The 24,401-nt window shown below is 59.4% G+C and carries 27 protein-coding genes; 18 read left to right on the top strand and 9 right to left on the bottom strand.

The window, feature by feature from the left end:
- Positions 1–5: 5 nt before the first annotated feature.
- Positions 6–1,034, top strand: coding sequence for a Tim44 domain-containing protein (locus CU100_RS24760; protein WP_106719315.1), 1,029 nt, complete (start codon positions 6–8; stop codon positions 1,032–1,034).
- Positions 1,035–1,242: 208 nt separating this feature from the next.
- On the opposite strand, the gene CU100_RS24755 is transcribed toward CU100_RS24760, so the two are convergent.
- The 3 genes from CU100_RS24755 to CU100_RS24745 are packed head-to-tail and all read right to left on the bottom strand — an operon-like array spanning position 1,243 to position 4,990.
- Positions 1,243–3,537, bottom strand: a complete 2,295-nt coding sequence (locus tag CU100_RS24755; protein WP_106719314.1) for a xanthine dehydrogenase family protein molybdopterin-binding subunit — start codon at positions 3,535–3,537, stop codon at positions 1,243–1,245.
- Positions 3,534–4,517 (bottom strand): FAD binding domain-containing protein, encoded by a 984-nt coding sequence (locus CU100_RS24750; protein ID WP_106719313.1) that lies wholly within the window; start codon positions 4,515–4,517, stop codon positions 3,534–3,536. Before CU100_RS24750 ends, CU100_RS24755 begins: the two co-directional genes overlap by 4 nt.
- A complete protein-coding gene (locus tag CU100_RS24745; protein ID WP_106719312.1) occupies positions 4,514–4,990 on the bottom strand; it encodes a (2Fe-2S)-binding protein in 477 nt (158 codons plus the stop codon). Before CU100_RS24745 ends, CU100_RS24750 begins: the two co-directional genes overlap by 4 nt.
- A gap of 218 nt (positions 4,991–5,208) precedes the next feature.
- On the opposite strand from CU100_RS24745, the gene CU100_RS24740 reads away from it, so the two are divergent.
- From CU100_RS24740 to CU100_RS24720, 5 genes are all read left to right on the top strand, one after another.
- Positions 5,209–5,832 carry a TetR/AcrR family transcriptional regulator gene (locus CU100_RS24740; protein WP_210280541.1) on the top strand — a complete coding sequence of 208 codons (624 nt, stop codon included), beginning with the start codon at positions 5,209–5,211 and terminating at the stop codon, positions 5,830–5,832.
- An 81-nt stretch (positions 5,833–5,913) separates the two neighbouring features.
- Positions 5,914–6,588 (top strand): HAD-IA family hydrolase, encoded by a 675-nt coding sequence (locus CU100_RS24735; protein WP_342588333.1) that lies wholly within the window; start codon positions 5,914–5,916, stop codon positions 6,586–6,588.
- A gap of 51 nt (positions 6,589–6,639) precedes the next feature.
- A complete protein-coding gene (locus tag CU100_RS24730; protein ID WP_106719311.1) occupies positions 6,640–7,593 on the top strand; it encodes a homocysteine S-methyltransferase family protein in 954 nt (317 codons plus the stop codon).
- A 99-nt stretch (positions 7,594–7,692) separates the two neighbouring features.
- A complete protein-coding gene (locus tag CU100_RS24725) occupies positions 7,693–8,199 on the top strand; it encodes a TIGR02444 family protein (RefSeq protein WP_106719310.1) in 507 nt (168 codons plus the stop codon).
- A gap of 102 nt (positions 8,200–8,301) precedes the next feature.
- On the top strand, positions 8,302–8,877 hold the full coding sequence (locus CU100_RS24720; RefSeq protein ID WP_106719309.1) for a transglycosylase SLT domain-containing protein: 576 nt from the start codon (positions 8,302–8,304) through the stop codon (positions 8,875–8,877).
- A 26-nt stretch (positions 8,878–8,903) separates the two neighbouring features.
- On the opposite strand, the gene CU100_RS24715 is transcribed toward CU100_RS24720, so the two are convergent.
- The gene (locus tag CU100_RS24715; protein WP_106719308.1) at positions 8,904–9,290 is read right to left on the bottom strand and encodes a phospholipid-binding protein; all 387 of its coding nucleotides are present in this window, start codon (positions 9,288–9,290) and stop codon (positions 8,904–8,906) included.
- A 135-nt stretch (positions 9,291–9,425) separates the two neighbouring features.
- The gene (locus CU100_RS24710) at positions 9,426–10,085 is read right to left on the bottom strand and encodes a peroxiredoxin (protein ID WP_106719307.1); all 660 of its coding nucleotides are present in this window, start codon (positions 10,083–10,085) and stop codon (positions 9,426–9,428) included.
- Positions 10,086–10,294: 209 nt separating this feature from the next.
- Here CU100_RS24710 and CU100_RS24705 point away from each other — a divergent pair, with 209 nt between their 5' ends.
- On the top strand, positions 10,295–10,570 hold the full coding sequence (locus tag CU100_RS24705; protein WP_106719306.1) for a DUF982 domain-containing protein: 276 nt from the start codon (positions 10,295–10,297) through the stop codon (positions 10,568–10,570).
- A 106-nt stretch (positions 10,571–10,676) separates the two neighbouring features.
- Complete coding sequence (locus CU100_RS24700; RefSeq protein ID WP_106719305.1) at positions 10,677–11,069, top strand: GFA family protein; 393 nt, start codon at positions 10,677–10,679, stop codon at positions 11,067–11,069.
- A 24-nt stretch (positions 11,070–11,093) separates the two neighbouring features.
- Here the strand turns inward: CU100_RS24700 and CU100_RS24695 are convergent, their stop codons facing one another.
- The 3 genes from CU100_RS24695 to CU100_RS24685 all read right to left on the bottom strand — a co-directional run bounded on the left by CU100_RS24695 (position 11,094) and on the right by CU100_RS24685 (position 13,847).
- A complete protein-coding gene (locus CU100_RS24695) occupies positions 11,094–12,602 on the bottom strand; it encodes a winged helix-turn-helix domain-containing tetratricopeptide repeat protein (RefSeq protein ID WP_106719304.1) in 1,509 nt (502 codons plus the stop codon).
- A 120-nt stretch (positions 12,603–12,722) separates the two neighbouring features.
- Complete coding sequence (locus CU100_RS24690) at positions 12,723–13,109, bottom strand: DUF6632 domain-containing protein (RefSeq protein WP_106719303.1); 387 nt, start codon at positions 13,107–13,109, stop codon at positions 12,723–12,725.
- Between the two features lie 228 nt (positions 13,110–13,337).
- Positions 13,338–13,847: an OsmC family protein gene (locus CU100_RS24685; protein ID WP_106719302.1), complete on the bottom strand. Its 510-nt coding sequence runs from the start codon at positions 13,845–13,847 to the stop codon at positions 13,338–13,340.
- A gap of 166 nt (positions 13,848–14,013) precedes the next feature.
- Here CU100_RS24685 and CU100_RS24680 point away from each other — a divergent pair, with 166 nt between their 5' ends.
- From CU100_RS24680 to CU100_RS24670, 3 genes are all read left to right on the top strand, one after another.
- Positions 14,014–14,988, top strand: coding sequence for a GAF domain-containing protein (locus tag CU100_RS24680; RefSeq protein WP_106719462.1), 975 nt, complete (start codon positions 14,014–14,016; stop codon positions 14,986–14,988).
- 191 nt (positions 14,989–15,179) lie between these two features.
- Positions 15,180–16,697, top strand: a complete 1,518-nt coding sequence (gene adh / locus CU100_RS24675) for an aldehyde dehydrogenase (protein WP_106719301.1) — start codon at positions 15,180–15,182, stop codon at positions 16,695–16,697.
- Between the two features lie 62 nt (positions 16,698–16,759).
- On the top strand, positions 16,760–17,101 hold the full coding sequence (locus CU100_RS24670) for a DUF779 domain-containing protein (RefSeq protein WP_106719300.1): 342 nt from the start codon (positions 16,760–16,762) through the stop codon (positions 17,099–17,101).
- A gap of 36 nt (positions 17,102–17,137) precedes the next feature.
- Here the strand turns inward: CU100_RS24670 and CU100_RS24665 are convergent, their stop codons facing one another.
- A complete protein-coding gene (locus tag CU100_RS24665) occupies positions 17,138–17,893 on the bottom strand; it encodes an SDR family NAD(P)-dependent oxidoreductase (RefSeq protein WP_106719299.1) in 756 nt (251 codons plus the stop codon).
- A 249-nt stretch (positions 17,894–18,142) separates the two neighbouring features.
- Here CU100_RS24665 and CU100_RS24660 point away from each other — a divergent pair, with 249 nt between their 5' ends.
- The 7 genes from CU100_RS24660 (at position 18,143) to CU100_RS24630 (ending at position 24,237) form a co-directional block, all read left to right on the top strand.
- The gene (locus CU100_RS24660; protein ID WP_106719298.1) at positions 18,143–19,033 is read left to right on the top strand and encodes an AraC family transcriptional regulator; all 891 of its coding nucleotides are present in this window, start codon (positions 18,143–18,145) and stop codon (positions 19,031–19,033) included.
- A gap of 100 nt (positions 19,034–19,133) precedes the next feature.
- The gene (locus CU100_RS24655; protein ID WP_106719297.1) at positions 19,134–19,673 is read left to right on the top strand and encodes an RrF2 family transcriptional regulator; all 540 of its coding nucleotides are present in this window, start codon (positions 19,134–19,136) and stop codon (positions 19,671–19,673) included.
- 221 nt (positions 19,674–19,894) lie between these two features.
- Positions 19,895–20,545: a response regulator transcription factor gene (locus CU100_RS24650; RefSeq protein ID WP_106719296.1), complete on the top strand. Its 651-nt coding sequence runs from the start codon at positions 19,895–19,897 to the stop codon at positions 20,543–20,545.
- 335 nt (positions 20,546–20,880) lie between these two features.
- Positions 20,881–21,639, top strand: a complete 759-nt coding sequence (locus tag CU100_RS24645) for an SDR family oxidoreductase (RefSeq protein ID WP_106719295.1) — start codon at positions 20,881–20,883, stop codon at positions 21,637–21,639.
- A gap of 72 nt (positions 21,640–21,711) precedes the next feature.
- Positions 21,712–22,125: a cupin domain-containing protein gene (locus tag CU100_RS24640; RefSeq protein ID WP_106719294.1), complete on the top strand. Its 414-nt coding sequence runs from the start codon at positions 21,712–21,714 to the stop codon at positions 22,123–22,125.
- A gap of 60 nt (positions 22,126–22,185) precedes the next feature.
- Positions 22,186–22,722 carry a CBS domain-containing protein gene (locus CU100_RS24635; protein WP_245419232.1) on the top strand — a complete coding sequence of 179 codons (537 nt, stop codon included), beginning with the start codon at positions 22,186–22,188 and terminating at the stop codon, positions 22,720–22,722.
- Positions 22,723–22,746: 24 nt separating this feature from the next.
- A complete protein-coding gene (locus tag CU100_RS24630; protein ID WP_106719293.1) occupies positions 22,747–24,237 on the top strand; it encodes a mechanosensitive ion channel family protein in 1,491 nt (496 codons plus the stop codon).
- Positions 24,238–24,401: the final 164 nt, after the last annotated feature.

Here is a 24,401-nt window from a genome sequence, read left to right as displayed (position 1 = left end):
TCTGCATGCCGCTTTACCTTTCTCGCCTTGGCCGGATAGCCGCGATGCTCGTCATTGGATTGGCGGTATCGTTCAGTGTTGTCTACGAGGCGGATGCCCGGCGTGGCGGGGGTGGTTTCGGTAGCCGCGGCTCGCGAACCTTCCAGGCGCCTGCACCGACACGGACTTCACCGGCACCCGCTGCGCCCATAGAACGCTCGATGACCCCGAGGCCGCAGAACCAGCCTGGCGCGACGGCTCCGCAGGCGGCGCAGCAGCGTCCTGGATTGTTCGGCGGCATGGGCCGCTCCCTGCTGGGTGGCCTGCTTCTCGGTGGTTTGCTCGGCGCGCTCCTTGGCTATGGCTTCGGCGGCGCGGCGGGCATGCTCGGCATGCTGCTGCAGGTCGCCATTCTTGCCGGCGTGATCATGCTCGCCATGCGCTACTTCCGTTCGCGCCGGTCCTCGCCGGCCGTCGCCGGTGGCGGGCAGGGTTTTGGCCGCAGCGCCTATAATGAAGAGCCGGGGAACGTGTCGCCGATGCGCGTGCCGACAATCGGCTCCGCTGCAAACCAGACGGCCGCACAGCGAGGATCGGTTGGTGGGAGCCAGGGCTATGCTGCGCCGGGTCTTTCGGCTGCTTCCGATGAGATCGGCCTCAAGCAGGAAGATCTCGAGACGTTCGAGAAGCTGCTGACCGAAGTGCAGACGGCCTACGGCAAGGAAGATTACGCAACGCTGCGCAATCTGACGACCCCTGAAGCCATGTCGTATCTCGCCGAAGAGCTCGGCCAGAACGCGACCGACGGGCTGCGTAACAGCGTCTCGAACGTCAAGCTGCTGCAGGCGGACATCGCCGAGGCGTGGGCGGAAGGCGACGCGCAATACGCAACGACGGCGATGCGTTACGAGAGTGTCGATGCAATGGTGGACCGGCAGACCGGACGCGTGGTGAAGGGCGATGAAGACCAGCCCTCGCAGACGACCGAAGTCTGGACCTTCGTGCGCAAGCCCAATACGGAATGGAAGCTTGCGGCCATTCAGGACGCTGCCTAGGAGACCTTTGCCAATCCACCCTGATGGCGATCTGATGCGATTTTCTCCGCTTCCGGTGCTCACGGACCAATAAGTCCGCTGCGCTCCGGGTCTCGAAAACCACACCAGCTCGCTCATCAGGCTGAATTCTCAAAATGGTCTCTGTCCAAGATGTTCGACAAAGAAAACCCGGCACGAGTGCCGGGTTTTCTGTTTCCGAGAAGGGATTCTAGATCAGCTTTTCGAGCGTGATAGGCAGGTCGCGGACGCGTATGCCGGTTGCGTGGTAGACCGCGTTGGCGATGGCCGGCCCCACCCCGACGATGGCCAGTTCGCCAACGGCCTTGCCGCCAAGTACTGAAGCGTGCGTATCGGGAACGCCGACGGAGATCACCTGCAAATCCGGGATATCCGCGTTGGTCGGCACGAGATAATCGCCTAGATTGTTGTTCATCACATGGCCGTTGCGCGGGTCTACCAGTCCTTCCTCGAGAAGAGCCTGACCGATGCCCATGATGATCCCGCCCTTCCATTGGCTTTCCGCAAGCTTCGGATTGTAGAGCCGGCCTGAATCCAGTGCCGATACCATACGGGCAACACGCACAGTGCCAAAATCAGCATCAACACGCACCTCGACAAAATGCACGCACCAGCTGTGCAACGAATAGTCGCCCTCGGTTGGTGAGAGCATCGTCGAGATCGTCGTGTAGTTGCGGAAACGCTCCTTTTCGTCCTGGAGTTCTTCCGGAAGCGTATTGCGCAAAGCTTCGATACGCTCGCGTCCGGTGCGCCGCATCACCTCGGCGATGCCGAGGGCCGAACCCGTATCCCGCGGCGATGAGATCTGCCCGCCTTCGATGGTCAACGTATTCGCCTGCAAATCGCGGAAGGGCGAGTTCGGATCGTTGATGGCAAGGCCGATCAGCTCGTCACGGGCCGCAAGCGCTGCCTTGTGCACGGCGCCGGTCATCAGGTTGGCGAGTTGCGAGCCGCCGGCGACCGGTGCGCGAGGAAGGGAAGAATCGCCGAGCTTTACCACAACCGTCTCGACCGGTACGCCGATCGCCTCGGCCGCCGTTTGTGCAAGTATCGTATAGGTGCCCTGACCCATATCGATGCTACTGCTGGCGACCTCGATCGTGCCGTTGCTCAATATCCGGACCATTGCCTCGCCCGGGGTGCGCCTGACCGGATAGGTTCCGGCGGCGACACCATAGCCGACAAGCTGCCTGCCTTCTCGCATGGACCGCACGCCCGGACTGCGCTTTGCCCAGCCGAAAGCCTCGGCGCCGGCGGCATAGGCTTCACGCAACCGGCGCGTCGACCACGGCTTCTTGGCGTGCGGGTCTTCCTCGGCATAGTTGAGCAGGCGGATATCCAGCGGGTCGATACCGACCTCGTAGGCAAGTTCATCGATGGCGCATTCGATGCCGAAGGCACTGGGGTTCTCTCCGGGCGCGCGCAAGGGACCTGGTTTCACGGTGTTCACCGGCACGATGTTCTGGCGCGACGAAAAATTCGGTGTTGCATACATGATCGATGTAACGGAGCCCAAGGGTTCGACAACGACGTCATTCATCGAAGTTTCGTTGGCACCCTTATGTACGATCGACAGGAGTTTGCCTTCACGCGTGGCCCCGAGAGCAATCGTCTGCCGCGTAGCCGGCCGTCCGCCGAAAGCGGTAAAAGTCTGTGGGCGCGTGACGGCAAGCTTGACCGGCCGGTCAAGCATCTTTGCAGCGATTGCCGCAACTGCGCCATAACGCGTGGGGAATGCCTTCGAACCAAACCCGCCGCCGATATAGGGCGAGCGCATGCGCACGTTCTCGAACGGAATGCCGAACCATTCGGCATAGGCGCGGGACATTCCGTCGATCCATTGGCTCGGTTCCCAAAGCGTGAGCATGTCGCCTTCCCAATGGGCGATGAGCCCGTGCGGCTCGATTGGTACGTTGTATTCGCGCGGTGTCCGGTACTCCTGCTCGATCTGAACAGGGGCCGTGACAAGCGCAGCTTCGGCATCGCCCCACTCCATTGTCATCATGTCGACCGGATTGCCTTCGCCAGACCTTGGGTCGTCGAAACTCGAAATCGGGGTGGTTTCTTCGTAAGTGGCCTTGACGAGTGCCGCTGCTGCTGTTGCCTGCTCGAATGTTTCGGCAATGACGGCTGCGATATGCTGGCCCGCAAAGGTAATCTCGCGCGCCAACGGATCATAGGGTACGGGGGGAGGTGGTTCGCCCATCCAGCCCGTGGCAGTCCGGATGGGCAATGCATTGTCCGGGGTCAGGACAAGCAGAACACCGGGACAGGCCTCGGCGGCTGCGGTATCGAGTGCGACGACGCGACCGGAAGCGATCGTGCTGTCAATGATGACCGCGTAGACCATTCCTTCGGGAAAATATTCCATTGCATAATCGGCTGCGCCGGTGATCTTGGCCGGACCGTCGACGCGGGCAAGGCGACCGCCGAGCAGCCCATCCGAGGCGTTGCCGTGTTTCATTCTGGTGTCGACAATGGTCATGCCAAAGCTCCCGATTTTAGGATGGCGCGTTCGACAACGCGCGGGGCGAGCTCAATCTTGTAGTGGTTGCCGCCATGGGCGATCGCGCCTTCGACCGCTAAACGGCTGGCGCTCTTGACAATGTCCGGCTCCAGCACCTTTCCGCGAAGAGCATTCTCGACCGCACGGGCACGCCAAGGTTTCGTCGCGACGCCGCCAAGCCCTATGCGGATGTCGCGAATGGTTTCCCGATCCGCTTCGAGCTCGATGCCGACAGCCGCGCTCGCAGCCGCGAACTCATAGGACTGGCGGTCTCGCACTTTCAGGTAGGTCGAGTGCCGTGCAGCGACCGAGGCGGGTATCGTGATCGCGGTGATCATCTCGCCCGGCTGAATGGCGTGTTCCTGGTGCGGAGTCGCGCCGGGGAGGAGGAAGAAGTCGTCAATGGCGACTTTTCGCCCGCCAAGATGCACGATCGCATCGAAGGCGACGAGGGCAGCAGCGAGATCCCCCGGGTAGGTTGCGATGCAGGCTTGGCTCGTGCCTAGAACCGCGTGGCCGCGATTGACGCCCTCCATGGCAGAGCAGCCGCTGCCCGGAACGCGTTTGTTGCAAGCAGGAAAACTTGCAGGGTCGCGGAAATAGGCACAGCGGGTGCGCTGGAGAAGATTGCCGCCGATCGTCGCCATGTTGCGAATCTGCGCCGAGGCGGCCTGCCACAGCGCTTCCGAAACGGCTGGAAAATTTTCGAGGATCGATGGATCGGCCGCGACCCGGCTCATCTTGGCCAGTGCGCCGATAGAGGCGCCTTCAGCATCGACCGTGACCGCATCGAAGCCGTCGAGGTGCGTGATATCGACGAGGCGCTCGGGATTGGTGACGCCGCACTTGGCAAGATCGATGAGAGTGGTGCCACCGGCAAGCAGCATTGTCGCGGGCATTGCCGCAGCACTCGACGCTTCCTCGAAGGAGTTGGCGCGAAGATAGGAAAAATCTCTCATGACATCACCTTTGCAGCTTCGCGTACCGCCTCGACAATGTGCGGGTAGGCGCCGCAGCGGCAAAGATTGCCTGACATATATTCACGTATTTCCTCGTCGGAACCGGCATGGCCTTCGCGGATGCAGGCGACTGCCGACATGATCTGCCCGGGGGTGCAATAGCCGCACTGAAAGGCATCATGTTCGAGAAATGCGGATTGAACCGAGTGCAGATCGGCACCCGGAGCGGAGAGCCCCTCGATGGTGGTGACAGAACGTCCCTCTGCCTGGACCGCAAGCGTGAGGCAGGAAAGCACGCGTCGACCATCGACATGCACGGTGCAGGCTCCGCATTGGCCCTGGTCGCAACCTTTCTTGGTTCCGGTGAGTTCGAGATGCTCGCGCAATGCATCAAGCAGGGTCACGCGCGGTTCGACGGCGAGCGCATGCGTCTTGCCATTGATATCGAGATTGATTGTGATTTGATTGGTCATGGGCGTGCTGCTCCTTAGGCCGTAAACGGCCTGATGCTTGGGAGATCCAACGGGGCCGCCAGGGTTGAGTTGCGTTCAAGGCGCAAAAAACATGACATGCGGGTCCCAAATAGGGTATCAGTCTGGAGGATACGAGATAATCGGAGGTGCCTCCGTTTCTTGAACATAGCGGCTTGACCCGGACGGTTCAAGTCCCAATCGCCTCTGGAGTTGAAAAATTGCGTCGCAAGGAGCCGCCCGAGTTCAAGGAAGTAGCGCCAGCGGCACAGGCCAAGCGACTGCGGGCAGATGCCAGCCGCAATCGGGAGAAGCTGATCGCTATAGCTGCGATTGCCTTCGCCGAACGGGGCGGCGCCGCCTCGCTTGAAGATATCGCACGTCAGGCGAAGGTTGGCATCGGCACGCTTTACCGGCATTTTCCCACACGCGAGCATCTTGTAGAGGTCGTCTATCGCCGCGAAGTCGAAGCGCTCTGCGATGCGGCGGAAGAACTGGCACAGAACAATGCGCCTGACGTCGCCCTGTCCGAATGGATGCAGCGTTTCGTCGACTACATTGCTGCAAAGCGTGGCATGGCGCATAGTCTGCGCATTCTCTTCGACGCGAATTCCGAAGTCTTCGCCAATACGTCGGGCATGGTTACGACGGCCCTGCAGCGACTTGTGGATGCTGCTGTCGCCGACGGCTCCATTCGCAGCGACGTCGATATAAGCGATATATCGCAGGCTTTGTCGGGGATATACTCGGCGCCGGATACGCCGGACTGGCGCGATCGTTCGCGCCGTCTGGTCTCGCTGCTGATGGATGGACTCCGCTGGGGATCGGCTAAATCCAAAATGTGAACTTGCATCGCCCTTCGATAGTCCCAGGAAGCTCACCATGGGGTAGTTGCGCCTCTCCAAAGACGAGAAAGAGATATCGTGCTGAAACCATCATCTGCCTTCGACAAGAAATATGCAGGCTTCCTGTTCGATATGGACGGGACGCTGATAAACTCCACAGAGGCCGCAGAGCGTGTCTGGGCGAGATGGGCAGAAAGGCAAGGGCTCGACGTCAAGACATTCCTGCCGACGATGCATGGGGCCCGCGCCGTGGATACGGTGCGCAGGCTGGGGCTTCCGGGCGTCGATCCAGAAGAAGAAGCAGTCAAGATCACCGAAGCGGAAATTGTCGATGTCGAGGGGATAGTTCCGCTGCCGGGCGCCGCGCAATTCCTGGCCGCGCTGCCACCGGCCAAGTGGACAATCGTGACCTCATCGCCCCTTGAACTTGCAAAGCGCCGGCTGGCGGCGGCCGGAATTTCAATGCCTGCCAATCTTGTCACCGCGGAAGACGTCAAGGTCGGCAAGCCAAATCCGGATTGCTACCTGCTTGCGGCACGCAAGCTCGGGTTCGATATCAAGGACTGCCTCGTCTTCGAGGATGCTGTGCCGGGGATCCTCGCGGGCGACGCTGCCGGTGCCGACGTGATGGTAATCACGGCTACCCACAAGCACCCCATCGAAACCGCTCACACAACCATACGCGACTACCAGGACCTGCAGATCGGGATCGTCGAGCATGGTCTTCTATCGCTGGCGAGAACAGTCGACGCATGAAGGCGCCGGGGCAAACATAATCCCGGTCAATAAATGGAAGGGAGGACAATCATGCCCAAATACCGCCAAAACCTGCCGCAACTCGCCGGGAGCACCTTTCTCAGCGACGGCGGCATGGAGACGACATTCATATTCCACGACGGGATCGACTTGCCGGAGTTCGCATCCTTCGTCTTGATGGCGACGCCGGAAGGCAGGCAGCGCCTGAAGGACTATTACGGCCGCTATCTCGAGATCGCGCGGCGGCACAACGCCGGCTTCATCCTCGATACGCCGACATGGCGGGCCAACGCGGACTGGGGCGCCAAGCTTGGCTATGATGCCGGAGCCTTGCGGAAAGTGAACATGGATGCGGCTGGTCTTCTGCTGGAACTCCGCCCGGAGTTTGAGACGGATGCAACGCCCTGCGTCATCAGCGGGGCGATCGGACCGCGCGGCGACGGCTACAAGGCGGGAAACATGAACGCCGAGGAAGCGGAAACCTACCATGGAGCGCAGGTCGAGAGTTTTGCAGAAACCGAAGCGGACATGGTCGCGGCCTTTACCTTGACCAACTATAGCGAGGCGATCGGCATCGCACGTGCGGCAATAACATACGCGATGCCCTGCGCAATATCATTCACTGTGGAGACCGATGGAAAGCTGGTCACCGGCTTGTCGCTCGGCGATGCGATCAACCGGGTCGATGATGCAACCGGGGGATCACCTGCATATTACATGATCAATTGCGCGCACCCGAGCCATTTCGCCGGTGTCCTCGACAAGGGTGAAGCGTGGCTTGAGCGCGTGCGCGGCATCAGGGCGAACGCTTCCGCCAAAAGCCATGCGGAGCTCGACGATTCAACGGTACTCGATGCGGGCGACCCCGCCGATCTAGGCCGATGGTATAAAGGACTGACAGGATCATTTCCGCAGATGCGGGTGCTTGGCGGTTGCTGCGGCACGGATCATCGCCACATCGCGGCGATCTGCGAAGCTTGTTTGCCGCAAGGCCACGGCGGTTGAACATGACGCGAAATATCCGGTTTGCCTTTCTTCCTGCTTGCTAAGCTGATAAAGCGGGCGGATCACATTCTCCGGCCATGCAAACGCGGTGGGAAAACCATGCACGACGTCAATAACGGCCTATGGGATTTCGCGCTGCGCCTTTACAAGGCGCCTGACGTTGCCGATGCCTGCCTGGCATTGCAGGAAAGAAATGGCGTCGATGTGCCTGTGCTGCTGTTCGCGGCATGGCTCAAGCAGGGTTCCATCGCGCTTTCGCCGGCAAAAGCCGAGCAGATCATCGCCCTTGTCAGCGCGTGGCGGGAAGAGGTCGTGGCGCCGCTGCGGACGATCCGCCAGAGAATGAAAAATGGTCCGAAGCCCGGACCGGACAAGAACACCGAAATGCTACGGGATGCGGTGAAGGCGGCGGAGCTTTCTGCCGAGCGGATCGAATTTATCGAACTCGAGACAGCGGGATTTGCGCTGGCAACGATATCGGACGACACAAACCGGTCCGCCGATGAGAACCTGTCATTGATCGTGCGTTATTACCACGGCTCGACGTTGGACTCCGACGCCCGCCGGTCCATCGCCGTGGTCGAGAAGGCGCTGGCGGGTCTGTAGACCTTTAATCAACTTTTAACGAACGCATTACGAATGAATTAACCGGTAACTCCCTGTTAGGGATTCGGGAATAGGTGGTTGGTCCAGACAAGGACTTGCCCCATGCGCCGCATCATGTTCATCGCGTTGTTGCTGCTGACAGGCTGCGCCACAGCGCCAACCCAGATCAACAATGTCTGTGCCGTCTTCGATCAGAGGGATGGTTTCTTCAACAATTGGTACAGGCAGGCAAAGACAGTAGAGGTTGAGTACGGCGTTCCGGTGCCTATCCTGATGGCGACGATCTATACGGAATCCGGGTTCCGTGCGCGCGTCAAGCCGCCGCGCACCAAGCTCTTCGGGTTCATTCCCTGGACGCGGCCCTCCACCGCCTATGGCTATTCGCAGGCACTGGACGGTACCTGGGCCGACTACCAGCGGGAAACAGGCCGGTGGACGGCGCGGCGAACGGACTTCAGCGACGCGGTTCACTTCATTGGCTGGTACCACGCAAGGAGCCACAAACTGAACGGCATTCCACTCAACGATGCCTATAACCTTTATGCGGCCTATTACGCCGGTCCGAATGACTATGCGCGCGGCACTTGGCGAGGCAAGCCAAGTATCGAGCGCACGGCACGACGCACAGCTGCAATGGCTGGGACCTATGCTGCGCAATTGAACAATTGCGGGATGTGAGACCGAGTCACGCTTGTGGTAACAGCCTACTGCGGAAACTTCCGCTTTGCTTTTGCCGTAGCGAGAGTCTTCCCATTGGCATCGAGGGCTTTCACCGTGAACATATAAGTGTGCTGTCCGGCTGGTGGACATGGTCCTCGATAGCTTACCGCTCCATATGGAAGAGTATTCTCGCCTGTATACGCAATTTTTCCTCCACCGTGATTAAAGTCACTGGCATTCTGGTCTTGCATTCTGATGTCGAGGTTTGCAGTCCCTTGCGGTACACCACTCAACTGCATGGGTGGTGTCTTTGAATCGAAGCACTTTTTGGTCGGGCCCCATTCGAATGAAATTCTCATATCTGCTGAGGCGCCGCTGATCATGCCAACCGTAAAGCACACTGCCAGGATAATTCGCAATTTATTCGCCATTGGCCATCCGTCCGCATTCCCTATCCTGAAGGTTAGAAGACAGAAGATTTAAACACAATTAGTCTAAAGTAGCGTCAAGCACTCTGCAGCGGGCACGAGTGAACGCTGACGAGCCTTCTTTGCGTGCTGGTTGGATCAGGCGCTGGGCTGCTTTGTCTTGCGCAGATAGGGCAGGACGCGTTCGAAGCCGCCAAAGCGCTGGTTTGCATCCTCGTCCGACACGGCTGCGGTGACGATGACGTCCTCGCCCTGCTTCCACTGCGCAGGTGTTGCCACCTGATGCTTGGCGGTCAGCTGGATACTGTCGATAGCACGCAGTATCTCGTCGAAATTGCGTCCGGTGGTCATAGGATAGGTGAGGGTCATCTTCACCTTCTTGTCGGGTCCGATAACGAATACAGAGCGTACCGTGGCATTGTCGGCCGGCGTGCGGCCTTCGGAACTATCGCCGGCGTCTGCAGGCAGCATGTCGTATAGCTTTGCCACCTTCAGGTCCTTGTCGCCGATCAGGGGGTAATCGACCTCGTGACCTGTCGCGGTCTTGATATCGGCTTTCCATTTTTCGTGGTTTTCGACCGGATCGACAGATATCCCGATGATCTTGGCATTGCGCTTGGCAAATTCCGGCGCGAGCCCCGCCATGTAACCGAGCTCGGTCGTGCAGACCGGGGTGAAATTCTTCGGATGGCTGAACAGAACAGCATAGCTGCCATCGATCCAGTCGTGGAAATGGATCTCGCCCTGCGTGGTTTCAGCGGTGAAATCCGGTGCAGTGTCGTTGATGCGAAGGCCCATTTGTGTTTCTCCCGTGGTGTTTCAAGGTTCCGCCCGCCGCCGCGCGAACGGAGCGAATTTGTTCATTCATTTCAGGTCTGCGAACGTATCACAAGCGGTATTGCGTGAACATGACACGCTCACATTCCGCCGACAGTGCCGCAAGTTCAACTAGCTATAAGGATGCATGGGGCAGGGGAACATAAGCAGCGCTTCGGCGTTTCAGCGCGATGGAAAACGTACACTTCAAGTCTGTCACCGTCGAATCACTGTTCCCGAACAAGCTCCGGACGATACAATCAGTGGCGGAGGCCGCGGAATTCCTGCTCAACGAATGGCCGGGGAAGCGCGGCAGATTGCATGGTCTTGCCCAGCAGGCCTGCCTCGAGGCGATGGATGGCAGCGCAACCGGCGACATGGCACGCTCGGTGTTCGTAGACGCGGCGAAGGAAGCCGATATCTATGTCGAGGGCTGCGTATCGCAATCGCAACTTACGGCAAGCTGACACTTCATGCCAGGCACCCCGCGTTTGACCGAGGGGGCGCTGCAATTGCAGGGCAGCGCTGTTCGTTGTAACATTTCAGGCGCTTGAATTTCTAAGGACATTAAACATGGACCGATATACGGGCGGTTGCCTGTGCGGCAACATCCGGATGGTGGCATCGGGACGTCCATACCGGGTCGGCATCTGCCATTGTCTCGACTGCCGCAAGCATCATGGGGCGCTTTTTCACGCTTCGGCTGTTTTCCCCGAGGGGGCGGTGACGATCAAGGGCGAAACACGCGACTATGCCGGAAGGTTTTTCTGCCCGCGCTGCGGCTCGACTGTCTTCGCCCGCACCGGCGACGAAATCGAAGTGAACCTGGGATCGCTCGATGCGCCTGACCAGCTGACCCCGACCTATGAAAGCTGGATTGTCCGGCGAGAGACCTGGTTGCCGCCGTTTCCGCTCACGAGACGATACGAACAGGATCGCGATGCGACGGGCCGCTTCGAGGAATAGATCGCCAGGTCCGGACAAGACGCGTCATTCCGGAAGACCGGCCTTGCGATAGCCATCGATGAAATGCTCGAGCGTTGCGGCGTCGCGGAATGGCTCTGTCGCGGCCCAGTGACGCGTCGAAAACCTGGGGTTGCCGATGAGGAAAAGCTCTACTTCTGCCCGTGCCTCGTCGAGACGGCCCAACTGAGCGAGGCTCGCCGCCAGAAAACGGCGTGAACTCGTGCGGTAGGTTTCGTCGCGCCGCAATGTCTCCACGGCGGCCGTGTACTCGCGCGCCGCATATTGCGCCTGACCGAGCGTCAGATAATACCAGCTCGCCGGAAACGGGTTCAGCCGGAATGCCTTGCGAATGTGTTCCAGACCCTCTTCGACGCGCCCGCCGAGGACCGCGATGTCGGAGAGTGCCGCCCATGTATCGGCCTCGTTCGGGTCGAGCTCTATCGCCGTGGCGAATTCCTTGTCCGCCTCGGCGAAGCTGCGCTCATAGGCAAGCAGATAGGCCAGAATCCAGCGGCAGCCGGCATCGTTGGGATCGATCGCCACAGCCTTGCGCGCCAGTTCCAGTGCGACCTCGCGGGCAGGTTCCGCTGGCCCGCCGCTATGGACCCAGCCCATCCAGTGGTTCATGGCCAGCCAGCGATAGGCCTCGGCGTATTGCGGGTCGAGCGATACTGCGCGCGTGAGCATGAGATGCGCCTCCTGCGCCGTCTGCGGTGAATCGTCCATCAGTTTGCGGGCCCGCACGCAGAGATCGTAGGCCTCAAGATTGCTCGGCCGGTTACGTGGCGGCGATGCGTGCAGCCGGCCGAGCAATGCCTGCATGATCTTGCTCGTCACCTCGTCCTGGACCGCGAATACATCTTCCATGCTGCGATCGAAACGTTCCGCCCAGAGGTGATCGCCGCTCACCGCATCGACAAGCTGGGCGTTTATGCGCACGCGCCCCGCAGCGCGTCTTGCACTGCCCTCCAGAAGATAGCGCACGCCAAGGTCCTCAGCGATCCTTCGCACGTCCACAGCCTTTCCTTTATATGCAAAGACCGAGTTGCGGGCGATGACGAACAGGCCCGGAATTCTGGACAGGTCGGTGATCAGGTCTTCCGTCAACCCATCAGCAAAGGATTCCTGCTCTGGATCTTTGCTGACATTGATGAAAGGCAGCACAGCTATCGATGGTTTTCCAGGTAGCGATAAAGGCTTTCGAGTCGCGTCGCCGGGCTGTTCGACGGCGACCGTGAATCGGTAGCCGACGCGCGGAACAGTTGCTATCCATTGGCCGCCATTGGCGGTTGGACCGAGAACCTTCCGCAGCAGCGCGATCTGGACAGTGAGATTGCCTTCCTCGACAGCAGTGCCCGGCCAGGCTGCATCCATCAACTCAGCCTTGGTCAGGATTTCTCCCGGTCGGCCGACGAAGGCTTCGAGCAATTTCAGCGCCCGGTACCCGACCGCAACCGGGAGATCGTTCCGAAGGAGCGTTCCCGCACCGGAATCAAGTACGAACGGTCCAAAGGCAAAGCGCGATCCCTGCATGGGCGCATCTATAGCCCGATCGGGAAATTTTTAGAACCTAGCAGCGAGCGCTTAACTACGGCGCGGTGCGCATCGCGCAGAATTCACTTCTACTTCCCGACCGGGTAGCGGATCAGACCGTTATCCGTCGCTCGTTGCGCCGCCGGAATAGGTCAACCCGCCGAGCACAGCCGCCACGAGTAGCAAGGCCGGCACATCACCCAGCATATGACCCATATGCGCATCGGCGCTGTAAGACTGGATCGCCATGATCAGCGCATGCACGACACTCGACCAGATCGTGAAGTCGATTAGCGACCGATGTGCCATAGGGTCGGGAGCCGCACGGATCAGAAATACCCCAAGCGTTGCGTATATGCCTACGATCATTATGAAATAGTGCGAGGCCGTGGGAGGGCCATCATGCCAGGTCCAACCGGACGGCCAGATGATCGCGAGCGGATAGACCAGACAGAATACGACACCGAATGCAACCAGGGCGATCTGCAACAGTCTCAGACGGGACATGGGCGCCTCCTCCTTCGGGGAGCGAAACTGCACTCTCGTCGGAAGTGTATCGAATACAAGCCAACCTCGGAACGCATTTTGCTCCCACACAATCCGGCCGAGGTTCACTCTCGGCTGCAACCGCCGAGTGTTGTCAGCACTGCTACTCGCAACCGGCGCCTTCGAAGGCAACTTGGACCCGAGACAGCGTCTTGCCTGGCTCAAGACCCGCCCCTACGAACAAAAGCGTTACGAACGCCGCAGCATTACCTCTACGGGCGGTCCGCTGCGAATGGTCTGGTACACCACGCAGTAGCGTTCGGTAAGCTTGAGAAGTTGGTCCAGCCTGTCTTGCGGTGCGTCCGTTTCAACATCGAAGGTCAGGCGGATCTGGGAAAAACCAACCGCTGTCTCCTTGTCAACGCCGAGGGTGCCGCGGAAATCGAGATCACCTTCTGCCGAGACTGCTGCGGATTGAAGCGGAATTTCCAGCGCCGTCGCCACTGCCTTCATGGTCACGCCCGCGCAGGCAACGAGTGCTTCGAGCAGCATGTCACCGGAGCATAGTTCCAGCCCGGTTCCCCCTGTCGCGGGATGCAGGCCCGCAACGGCGAGAAGGCGTCCGGTCTCCACCTTGCAGGCGATATTTCGATCATCGAGCGTGCCACGCGCTGTCAACGTAATATACGCGTCCGAGGGATTGGTCTTGTAACGCTCCTTGATCGGCGCCTGAATGGCGCGCAGTGCGGCAGCATCCATGGTGGTTGCTCTCCTTGTTTCGGCCGCCCTTCTTTTAACATATTATGAAGTCGTCGTGCCTAATCCATTAGCGGGAACCTGAGTTCTCTGCTTGACGTAGCGCTGAACTTTCTTACGCTGGCGAATGGACGATCGGCGTATCGTCGTGGACTTCTGGGAGGAGACCATGGGAACGCAGCACGACGGCTTGCATGCCGAACATATCCAGTCTGCACTGACAGGACATGCCGCAGCACAATCTGCGCTAGTGGCATCCTGGGGCCGTTCCATGCGCCTCTATGGGTTGAACCCGGAAGAAAAAGCACCACCCAACGTGCTGACGGACCGTGAGCTCAGAGAAGCCCGGGATCGCTTGGGGTCCCTGGTCGCAACTGCGCAAGGAACTTTGGATCGTCTTTACTCTGCCGTCGGGGGTGCAGGCTGCTGCGTGCTGCTTGCAGACAAAGACGGTGTTCCGGTCGCTCGCCGGGGTTATGAGGGCGACAATACCACTTTCTACAAGATCGGTCTTTGGACAGGCGTCGTATGGAGCGAAGAGAGCGAAGGCACCAATGGCATCGGGACATCGCTTGCCGAGCAACGGCCTTTGACGATTCATCGCGATCAGCACTTCCGCAGCAAGAACACCGCGCTTTCATGCACTGTCGCTCCTATCTTCGATCATCGCGGTCGTCTAATGGCCGCAATCGACGTGTCGTCCGCCCGCTCGGACCTTACCGAGGATTTTGTCAAATTGATCGCCGTCGCAGTGGTGGACGCTGCGCGGCGAGTGGAGGCGGAGAATTTCCGGCGGGCCTTTCCCAAGGCCAGGATAGTCGTGGCGCAAGGCCGTGAAAATGCGATCAATGAAAAGGCGGTCAATGCCTTGATTGCTGTCGATGAAGACGACCTCGTTGTCGGGGCATCTCGGTCGGCTCGCCACCTGTTTGCGTTGACGGATGAGAGTTTGGCCAGTCCGCTGCCCGCAGCGAACCTGCTTGGACAGGATACGGATGCGGAGCGGGGTTTCGCCGCCGCGGAACGGAGCGTGATCCAGCGGGTCTTGAGGAATGCCGGTGGCAATGTCTCCGTTGCAGCCACAATGATGGGCATGAGCCGCGCCACGCTGCATCGAAAGCTGAAGCGTCTCGGGCTAAACTGATCCTGGCGATTTAGACCCGATATGTCGCAAAACTGCGACAGAACTGTCAGCTGACTGTTGTCCGCCCGATGACATGCGCAGCCACTTGGATGACCCTGTAGAGATGCCGCAGGAGGCGGCACGTAACAGCGCAGAGTTCTTCCAGTGGTGCATTTTTGCTCCATGGGAGACAGCGCCAGGGAGGAAAATCCATGAACAAGGTAGAGTTCCACCGAACAGTCAAGCCCAACTTCAAACCACGTTATGGCAATTTCATCGGCGGAAGGTTCGTTGAACCCAATGCCGGGCGGTATTTCGAGAACACCTCGCCAGTGAACGGCCAGGTACTTTGTGAAATTGCCCGCTCCGACGCCAGCGATGTCGATGCGGCGCTCGATGCCGCGCATGCTGCAAAGGAAGCCTGGGGCCGCACCAGCGCTGCCGAACGCAGCGTCATGCTCAACAAAATCGCGCAGGTAATGGAAGACAACCTCGCTGTGCTTGCCCAGGCGGAAACCTGGGATAACGGCAAGCCGATCCGTGAAACCACGGCGGCTGATCTCCCGCTCGCCATCGATCATTTCCGCTATTTCGCCGGTGCAATCCGCGCACAAGAAGGTGGCATCTCGGAAATCGACCACGATACGGTGGCCTATCATTTCCATGAACCGCTTGGTGTCGTCGGTCAGATCATCCCGTGGAACTTCCCGATCCTGATGGCAGTGTGGAAGCTCGCACCGGCGTTGGCAGCGGGCAATTGCGTCGTTTTGAAGCCCGCTGAACAGACCCCTGCATCCATCCTGGTCCTCGCCGAGTTGATCGCAGATATCCTGCCGCCTGGCGTGCTCAACATCGTCAACGGTTTTGGTCTCGAGGCTGGAAAGCCGCTCGCTTCCAGCCCGCGCATTGCCAAGATAGCTTTTACCGGCGAGACGACGACCGGACGGCTGATCATGCAATATGCCAGCCAGAACCTGATACCAGTGACACTGGAACTGGGCGGCAAGTCCCCCAACATTTTCTTCAAGGACGTCACGGCCGAAGATGATGATTTCTTTGACAAGGCGATCGAGGGTTTCGTCATGTTCGCCCTCAATCAGGGCGAGGTGTGCACATGTCCGAGCCGCGCTCTCATCCATGAATCCATCTATAACAGGTTCATGGAAAAGGCATTGAAGCGCGTGGAAGCGATTGTGCAGGGCGATCCGTTGGACCCGGCGACCATGATCGGCGCTCAGGCTTCGAGCGAACAACTTGAGAAGATTCTCTCCTACATGGATATCGGCAAACAGGAGGGTGCCGAGGTACTGATCGGCGGCGGACGCAATTTGCTGGCCGGTGATCTGGCGGGTGGATATTATGTCCAACCGACCGTTTTCAAGGGCCATAATCGCATGCGCATCTTCCAGGAGGAGATATTCGGACCTGTTGTTTCAGTGACGACCTTCAAGGATAATGACGAGGCGCTGTCGATCGCCAACGATACGCTCTACGGCCTTGGAGCGGGCATCTGGAGCCGTGATGCAAATACTTGCTACCGCTTCGGACGTGCGATTCAAGCAGGGCGCGTGTGGACAAATTGTTACCATGCCTATCCGGCGCATGCGGCATTCGGTGGTTACAAGCAGTCTGGTATTGGCCGTGAAAACCATCTGAAGATGCTGGATCACTATCAGCAGACGAAGAACATGCTCGTCAGCTATAGCCCCAAAAAGCTCGGTTTCTTTTAAGATCATAGCTAAAGTCATCGGTGGCACCTTTGCGCCACCGATGAATGTTTTGCGGAGGAACGATGCAAGATAAGGTCAGCGCTACGCCTGCTGCACTTGAACTGATAGCGACGCTTCAGTCGGAGTACGGGCCGATCTTGTTTCACCAATCTGGCGGGTGCTGCGACGGCTCGTCGCCGATGTGTTATCCAAAAGGCGATTTCATCATCGGCGACCAGGATGTTCGGCTCGGCGAGATCGGCGGAGCTCCGGTCTATATCAGCGCCTTGCAATACGACGTGTGGAAGCACACTGAACTCATCATCGACGTCGTCCCTGGCCGCGGCGGCATGTTTTCGCTCGACAATGGTCGGGAGGTGAGATTTCTGACACGGTCAAAGGTCTGCGGAGTTTCAGAACAATGACTTTGCCGATAGCCTCCAGCATGAACGGTACCTCCATCAGATGGTCTGGCCGCCCGAAACCTCGATGCGTTGTCCATTGACCCAGCGGTTGTCCGGGCCGAGCAGGCTGGCGATCATGGGGCCGATGTCATCCGGCACGCCGACGCGGCCAAGTGCAGTCATGTCCGCGAACTGCCGGTTGAGATCGGGCATGTCGCGCACGGCTCCACCCAGAAAGTCGGTTTCGATGGCGCCGGGCGCGACGGTGTTCACGGTGATGCCGCGAGCGCCAAGTTCCTTCGCCATGTAGACGCTCAACACCTCGACCGCGCCCTTGGCTGCCGAATAGGCCGAGAAGCCTGCAAAGGAGATGCGGGTGAGGCCCGAGGAGAAGTTCACGATCCGGCCGCCATCCGCGAGGGCCGGCAGAAGCGCCTGTGTCAAAAAGAACACGCCTTTCACATGTGTGTCGAAAAGAGCGTCGAACTGCGCTTCGGTCGTCTCAGCGAAGCTCGCCATGTCGCCGTGGCCGGCATTGTTGACGAGGTGGTCGAATGTATCGCGGTCCCATACGTCGTGAAGTGCCGAGCGTATGCTGTTCGCGAACGGTTCGAATGAGGAGACATTTGTGACGTCCAGCTGGATGGCGACCGCCTTGCGGCCCAGCGCCTCGATTGCGGCGACAACGGCCTTCGCCTCTTCGGCTCCGTTTCGGTAAGTCAGGATCACGTCGCCGCCGTGGCGCGCGATGCTGATGGCGGTGTTGCGGCCAAGGCCGCGGCTCGCGCCGGTTACGAGGGAAATTGTGGTCATCGAAGTGCTCCATGATGGGTTGCGAGATGACGCCTTTATGAGCCGGATCTATCGTTCCATGTTGCCTGATCCTCGTTCGTTTTTGCCTGTTTCTCCGAATTGACCAAGCTGCCGCCTTGTCTCGCGACTGCTCAAAGTTGACCAATCGCAGACTCTTACCTGCGAAGCTCCGCGATGCTGCGCTCGCGACTATTGCCTAATCCTCGCGTCTCGATTGCAAAAGAACAAGGGGTGGCGTAAATACCGGGCATGAACGACATGCTTCTCGATGCCGCCCGTCGCCATGCCGATGGGCATTGCCGCGACGGTGTAGCGCCCACGCCTATCCGCGGCCTTACAGTCTTGCGGGAGTTGGTGCCCAGTCCATTGGAATACGCAATTTCGAAACCGCTCGTGGCGATCGTCCTTCAGGGTGGCAAGCGGGTGACGCTTGGGAGCAGCACGTTCGACTTCGGCGCAGGGCAGTCGCTTTTGATCACCACGGACGTGCCAACTGTCAGCCAGATCACGCAAGCGAGCGCCGGCTGCCCTTACCTCTCGCTCGTGATCGACCTTGATCCTGCTGTGATCGAAGCACTTGTGATCGAGATGGGTTCGGTACCCTTCGCGCCGGGTGAGCCAGTCCGGGTCGATACGACGGAGGAAGAGGTAAAGGACGCAGCGCTGCGATTGATGCGCCTGCTTGATCGCCCCGCCGCCTTGCCGGTGTTGCAGGACCAACTGATCCGCGAACTCCACTTCTGGCTGCTGTCCGGGCGGCACGGCGGTGCTATCCGGACGCTCGGTGTCACCAATAGTTATGCGCAACGTGTCGCGCGTGCGGTCTCCATGATACGCTCGGACTACGCGAAGACATTGCGCGTGCAGGAGCTTGCCGAGGCGGCGGGAATGAGCGCTTCCGCTTTTCATGAGCATTTTCGCATGATTACGTCGCTGACCCCGCTGCAATTTCAAAAGCAGCTGCGCCTGATCGAGGCGAGGCGAATGCTTCTTGCCGAGGGCGCGACAATCAGCAACGCAGCCTATGCGGTTGGTTATGAAAGCGTGCCGCAGTTCACCCGCGAATATGGACGAATGTTCGGCCTCCCGCCGTCCCGCGATGTCCGAGCAGCTCGACGTCGCATCCAGGAGCCAGCCTGACGGGGTTGTTCCTGTCATTGCTTTGCTGTGCCGAGGTATTTCGCCCGGCGGTTCAAATTAGTGCTTGCCAGCCATAACGCGGACTAATATAGTCCGCGTTATGGCACATTTGACGGCAGGTGTGGAATACGGGTTGCATTGTCTCCTGTGGTTGGCGAGTTCGCCGGGGACGCCGCTCAGCAGCCGCGACCTGGCGGAATTTCAGGGAATTTCCCCGAGTTTCCTGGCGAAAATATTTCCGAAGCTGGAAAAGGCGGGGATCGTGTCCGCCTCCGAGGGCATCAAAGGTGGATATCTGCTCGCAAGGCAGCCTGGAGATATCACGGTTCTGGAGGTTGTTGATGCGATCGAAGGCAGGAAGCCCTTGTTCGACTGCCAGGAAATCCGCGGCCGCTGCGCCGTGTTCCGGGAGCGGCCGCCGTCATGGGCAACCAAAGGCGTATGCGCAATTCACGCAGTAATGCTGCGCGCGGAAAAAGCAATGCGGGATTCGCTTGCGAGCCAGACGCTGGTCGATATTGCCGGGGACTTCGGGCGCAAGGCGCCGCCGGAATTCTCTGACGACGTCCGCAAATGGCTTGCGGACAGGACAAAGAGCCGGACCCGCAACGGCGCAATAGAAGATGGAGCGTTGTCCTGACGGGCGGGAGAAGCGTGGCATGGATTTCGGCTGGAATTGCAGCCAAGCGGAGCTGAGATGCGGCCGCTCTGGCAGATGGGGATCTGGATCAATGAAGGATGAATACATCTTGGCCGGCAATGGCGCACTTCACTTGTCGGTGCGCGTTCGGTCGCAGCGCGGTAAGGCGAGTGCTCTGCACATGGTAGCACCTGCAATCTGCCGTATGGGGAGATGATCAGATGGCAAGCTCGGCTGTTGTTGCAGATAATCCGCTGGTCGTTGTTGTCGATGATGATGAAGATGTTCGCAACTCCCTTCAGGAACTCATGGAATCCGTCGGCCTCGACGTTGCATGTTTCCCTTCGCCACGCGAACTGTTGAGTGCCGGCCTTCCCGACCGGCCCGGGTGCCTGGTGCTGGACGTCCGCATGCCGGGCGCGAGCGGCCTCGACCTGCAGCACCAGCTCTCGGCGCGCGGGGTCACGAAACCAATCGTCTTCCTTACGGGATACGGCGACATCCCGATGACCGTGCAAGCCATGAAGGCGGGGGCCGTCGATTTCCTGACGAAGCCCGTGCGGGATCAGACCCTGCTCGACGCCGTGATTGCCGGTATCCAGTGGGACGTGGAGAAAAGAGCGCAGGAAAAGAACATCCACCAGCATTCCACCCGATTTGCGACCCTTACCCCACGCGAACGGCAAGTCCTTCGCGAAGTCGCACGCGGGCGGCTCAACAAGCAGATCGCCTTCGAACTCGGGATCAGCGAGATCACGGTAAAACTCCACCGCAGCAATGTGATGCGCAAGATGCGGACTATTTCCGTCGGTGAACTCATTCGTGCATGGGATTCCCTGCCTTCCGGCCTGCGCGAGAAGCCGCAAGCCTGAGCTTGCGGACACATGAAGAATGCTGAAGCCAGAACCCGTTCCTCGTAAAAGGGGTGCAAGGCGGTGAGTTCAAGCAGGGCGTCTAATCACCCGATCTAACATACCTGTACTCTGGGACTAGCTGTCCGATGCCTGTGTTCGATAGGCGGGCGGCCCGCTGTGACGCATTCTCCTGACCAGCCGAAAAGGGCCCAACAGGAGACACAGAGTGCGCGATACCTCCAAAACACTGGCGATCCCCGCAGCCTCACTGATCGAGGAAGCACCCGCGTCGACGCATCGCCGGCGGGCAATGCCGTAATACCGACATCAAACTTGAAACCAGGAGATTGAACATGAAAATCGTCGTCATCGGAGGCACGGGCCTCATTGGCTCGAAGACCGTTGAAAGGCTTCGCAAGAAGGGCCACGAGGTGCTGGCTGCCTCTCCGAACTCAGGTGTGAACACCGTCACCGGAGAAGGCCTTGCCGAAGCTCTTGCCGGCGCGCAGGTTGTTATCGACCTCGCGAACTCGCCGTCCTTCGAAGAAAAAGCCGCCATGGATTTTTTCGAAGCGGCCGGCCGTAATCTCTTCGCTGCGGAAAAGACTGCAGGCGTCAGGCATCACGTCGCGCTGTCGGTCGTCGGTACAGACCGCATGCAGGCGATGGGTTATTTCCGCGCCAAGCTGCGCCAGGAAGAGCACATCCGGAATTCCGGAATTCCCTACACGATCGTCCATGCAACGCAGTTCTTCGAATTTGTGGGGGCCATCGCCCAGTCTGCGACGGAGGGAACGAATGTTCGCGCGCCCACAGGCGCATTCCAGCCGGTCGCAGCGGACAATGTCGCCGATACCATGGCCGATGCCGCTCTGGCCGAACCGTTGAACGGCGTGATCGAGATCGCCGGTCCGGAGCTAGCGCCAATGGACGAGTTCATCGCGCGTTACCTCAAGGCCACCAACGATCGGCGCATCCTCGTCGCGGACCCGCACGCCCGTTATTTCGAGGTCGAGATCGATGACCGGACACTGGTTCCGGGTGACGGCGCTCGCCTCGGCTCGATCCGCTTCGAGGACTGGCTGCAGTCCGCCGCAGCGCTAAAGAAATAAGTGCCTCGCAAATTACTTCGGTTTCGCCGCCCGACGGACCGGCACACCTCTATTCAACAAGGAGACGAAAAAATGATCAGGATAATGCTTTGCGCGACGACTCTCTTATTCGCCGCTGTGCCTTCAGCCATGGCCCATGACGCCTCGCGCGGTGAAAAGGTGACGATGGTCTACGACCAGCCGCTGCCGAACGTACCCGGCAAGAGCATGAAGGGCGTGCTTGTCGAATATGCGCCCGGCGGCACCTCGCCGGCCCATACGCACGCGAGTTCTGCATTCATCTACGCGACGGTGCTTGAGGGGGCGATCACCAGCCAGGTCAATGGCGGGCCCGTGACTGTCTACCGTGCCGGCGAAAGCTTTTCCGAGTTCCCCGGCGATCATCACGCTGTGAGCGAAAACGCAAGCAAGACGGAGCGCGCCCGCCTGCTTGCGGTGTTCGTCGTCGACACGAAAGAAACCAACCTGACGGTTTACGAAAAGTAAGCCCGCTCAGGCGACCGCGGCTTCGGACTTGCTGACCAGATCCGACCTTGGCGGCGGCTGTTGCCTGACATCGACAACGGTATGGCACCGATAGCCGGCGCCATGCCGGTTCCGACCAATACCGACATACCCGGCAGCGCCAGCGAGTGCCGCCAGGAGGAACCCATGCGCATCGAAAAACTCTATCCCATGACATCGGCTCGCCTGATGGTGATCGATCTCGCCGCGACGCTGCAGACGGCCGCGTTGACGCTTTCCAATCCGCAGATAGGACTGGCCGTCGTCAGCGAGGAAGGCGGCAAGGCGGCAGGGGTGCTCAGCAAATCCGATCTCATTCGCCATCTGACGGATCGCGAGCCGAACACCAGTATCGAGACGCTGATGAGCCGTAACATCATTTCCTGCAGCCCGGTCGACGAATTGCAGGCCGCATGGCAGGTCATGGTGGAAAACCGCATCCAGAACATGCCGGTCCTCGGCGTGGATGCAAAACCGCTTGGTGTCCTTGATATCCGCGACGCCCTGAAAGTGCTCTTCGAGCAGGAACAACTGCAGGAACATATGCTGGCGAACTATATCGCCGGCATCGGTTACTGACCGCCGGACATCGGGACGATCACCATGGTTCAGGCTTATCTGGTTGAAATCGCCGCTACGCCGCTGGCATGGCTGATCATTCTTGGCCTGACCGGAATAGTTGTGTGGAAATTCATTGGACCCGTGCGTTCCAATCTGCGGCTCGTGGTGCAGATCATCTTCTTTGCAGCCATGACTTGCGTCCTTGTTCTCGCAGATATTCCGCTTGGTCAATCGAAAGGCCTTCATATTGGCGACGAGCAGACCGCTTTCATCGTCTTCGCCCAGTTGCTGTGGTGGCTCCATCTCTCCTGGGCTGTCATTGGGTTCGTGCGGATCTATCTGGTTCTGGAAGGCAGGCCGCGCGAGGCCCGCCTGCTTCAAGATATCGTCGTCGGCGCGGTTTACATGTGCGTCACGCTCGCCGCACTGGCTTTTGTTTTCGACGCTCCGGTCGGAACGCTGATCGCGACTTCCGGCGTCATCGCCATTGCGCTCGGCCTTGCTCTCCAGAATACGCTTGGCGACGTCTTTTCCGGTGTCGCCCTCAATTTCGGGCATACCTACGCGCTGGGCGATTGGATACTGCTTGAGGACGGCACGGAAGGACGCGTCACCGCGAGCACCTGGCGCTCGACGCAGATTTTGACGGGCGCCAACAATATCGTGGTATTGCCCAACAGCGTCCTTGCGAAGCTGAAGCTGACCAATGTCAGCCGGCCAGACGAAACGCATCTCCTCAAGATAAATGTGCGACTGGTGCCGACACACGCTCCTTCGATTGTCGAGGAGGCCATGCTGACGGTTCTGGCGGGCTGCAATTCCATTATGCGGGAGCCGCCGCCCTTGGTCTCGATAAGCGGCCTGGATGCGACCGCACTGGAAATCCATCTGTTTTTCCGGGTGAGCAATCCGATGCTGAGGATGAAGGCGCAAAACGAGGTGATCGATCGTTTCTACCGGCATTGCCGATCCACCGGATTGCAGCTTGCGATGCCGCCCTCGGCAATCGCCAGATTCAACGGAATTGCGTCGGGTGAAACCGGCAGATCACCTCAAGCGACGCTGCAGGAAGTCATCGATGAAAATCCGATCTTCTCCGGCCTGACCGGATCGGAAAGAGAGAAACTGGCTCAAACGGGCATGGAGCGTGAATATCACAGGGGCGATGTCATCGTCTCCCAGGGACAGGCGCTGCCCACGATGATGATTATCCGCACCGGCGTCGTATCGATGCAGCACGACGAGCAGGAAAGACGACGGCTTTCGCCGGGCGACTTCTTCGGTGAAACAGGGCTCCTTGCGGGAATGCATGAAGCCTACACGCTTCAAGCGCTGACACGGGTCACAGCTTACGAGATCGACCAGAAGAGTTTTGCGCGCCTGATCGCCGACCGCCCGGCGATAGCCGAAGAGGTCGCGTCAATGCTCGCCGCACGGTCCGGCGATACCGGCCAGCTGCCGCTGGCAGCGGTAAAACACGAGCGGAGCGCTTCCGCTTTCTTGAAGTCGATCCGGACGATCTTCAGCACCTGAATGTCGGCGGCAAGCCTAAACCAATCGAAAACATCAAAGGAAGGACGAGGGCCACGGTTTACGCGCCGGGCGTCTGGAGCCTGGCGGACATCCGCCGGCAGCGTTCGAGGGCTGAATTTGCCTCGTAATCCCAGCCCTATCCTTCAGAACAGGTGTTTTTGTCG

Source organism: Phyllobacterium endophyticum (assembly GCF_003010935.1).
GTDB lineage: Bacteria > Pseudomonadota > Alphaproteobacteria > Rhizobiales > Rhizobiaceae > Phyllobacterium > Phyllobacterium endophyticum.
Note: the sequence above shows the minus strand (reverse complement) of the source record. Positions and strands in the feature narration are given on the sequence as shown.

Coding starts and splice junctions, on each gene's coding strand:
- CU100_RS24760 (WP_106719315.1), top strand. CDS start 6: ATGCCGCTTTACCTTTCTCGCCTTGGCCGGATAGCCGCGATGCTCGTC.
- CU100_RS24755 (WP_106719314.1), bottom strand. CDS start 3,537: ATGACCATTGTCGACACCAGAATGAAACACGGCAACGCCTCGGATGGG.
- CU100_RS24750 (WP_106719313.1), bottom strand. CDS start 4,517: ATGAGAGATTTTTCCTATCTTCGCGCCAACTCCTTCGAGGAAGCGTCG.
- CU100_RS24745 (WP_106719312.1), bottom strand. CDS start 4,990: ATGACCAATCAAATCACAATCAATCTCGATATCAATGGCAAGACGCAT.
- CU100_RS24730 (WP_106719311.1), top strand. CDS start 6,640: ATGCCCAAATACCGCCAAAACCTGCCGCAACTCGCCGGGAGCACCTTT.
- CU100_RS24725 (WP_106719310.1), top strand. CDS start 7,693: ATGCACGACGTCAATAACGGCCTATGGGATTTCGCGCTGCGCCTTTAC.
- CU100_RS24720 (WP_106719309.1), top strand. CDS start 8,302: ATGCGCCGCATCATGTTCATCGCGTTGTTGCTGCTGACAGGCTGCGCC.
- CU100_RS24715 (WP_106719308.1), bottom strand. CDS start 9,290: ATGGCGAATAAATTGCGAATTATCCTGGCAGTGTGCTTTACGGTTGGC.
- CU100_RS24710 (WP_106719307.1), bottom strand. CDS start 10,085: ATGGGCCTTCGCATCAACGACACTGCACCGGATTTCACCGCTGAAACC.
- CU100_RS24705 (WP_106719306.1), top strand. CDS start 10,295: ATGGAAAACGTACACTTCAAGTCTGTCACCGTCGAATCACTGTTCCCG.
- CU100_RS24700 (WP_106719305.1), top strand. CDS start 10,677: ATGGACCGATATACGGGCGGTTGCCTGTGCGGCAACATCCGGATGGTG.
- CU100_RS24695 (WP_106719304.1), bottom strand. CDS start 12,602: ATGCAGGGATCGCGCTTTGCCTTTGGACCGTTCGTACTTGATTCCGGT.
- CU100_RS24690 (WP_106719303.1), bottom strand. CDS start 13,109: ATGTCCCGTCTGAGACTGTTGCAGATCGCCCTGGTTGCATTCGGTGTC.
- CU100_RS24685 (WP_106719302.1), bottom strand. CDS start 13,847: ATGGATGCTGCCGCACTGCGCGCCATTCAGGCGCCGATCAAGGAGCGT.
- CU100_RS24680 (WP_106719462.1), top strand. CDS start 14,014: ATGGGAACGCAGCACGACGGCTTGCATGCCGAACATATCCAGTCTGCA.
- adh (WP_106719301.1), top strand. CDS start 15,180: ATGAACAAGGTAGAGTTCCACCGAACAGTCAAGCCCAACTTCAAACCA.
- CU100_RS24670 (WP_106719300.1), top strand. CDS start 16,760: ATGCAAGATAAGGTCAGCGCTACGCCTGCTGCACTTGAACTGATAGCG.
- CU100_RS24665 (WP_106719299.1), bottom strand. CDS start 17,893: ATGACCACAATTTCCCTCGTAACCGGCGCGAGCCGCGGCCTTGGCCGC.
- CU100_RS24660 (WP_106719298.1), top strand. CDS start 18,143: ATGAACGACATGCTTCTCGATGCCGCCCGTCGCCATGCCGATGGGCAT.
- CU100_RS24655 (WP_106719297.1), top strand. CDS start 19,134: ATGGCACATTTGACGGCAGGTGTGGAATACGGGTTGCATTGTCTCCTG.
- CU100_RS24650 (WP_106719296.1), top strand. CDS start 19,895: ATGGCAAGCTCGGCTGTTGTTGCAGATAATCCGCTGGTCGTTGTTGTC.
- CU100_RS24645 (WP_106719295.1), top strand. CDS start 20,881: ATGAAAATCGTCGTCATCGGAGGCACGGGCCTCATTGGCTCGAAGACC.
- CU100_RS24640 (WP_106719294.1), top strand. CDS start 21,712: ATGATCAGGATAATGCTTTGCGCGACGACTCTCTTATTCGCCGCTGTG.
- CU100_RS24630 (WP_106719293.1), top strand. CDS start 22,747: ATGGTTCAGGCTTATCTGGTTGAAATCGCCGCTACGCCGCTGGCATGG.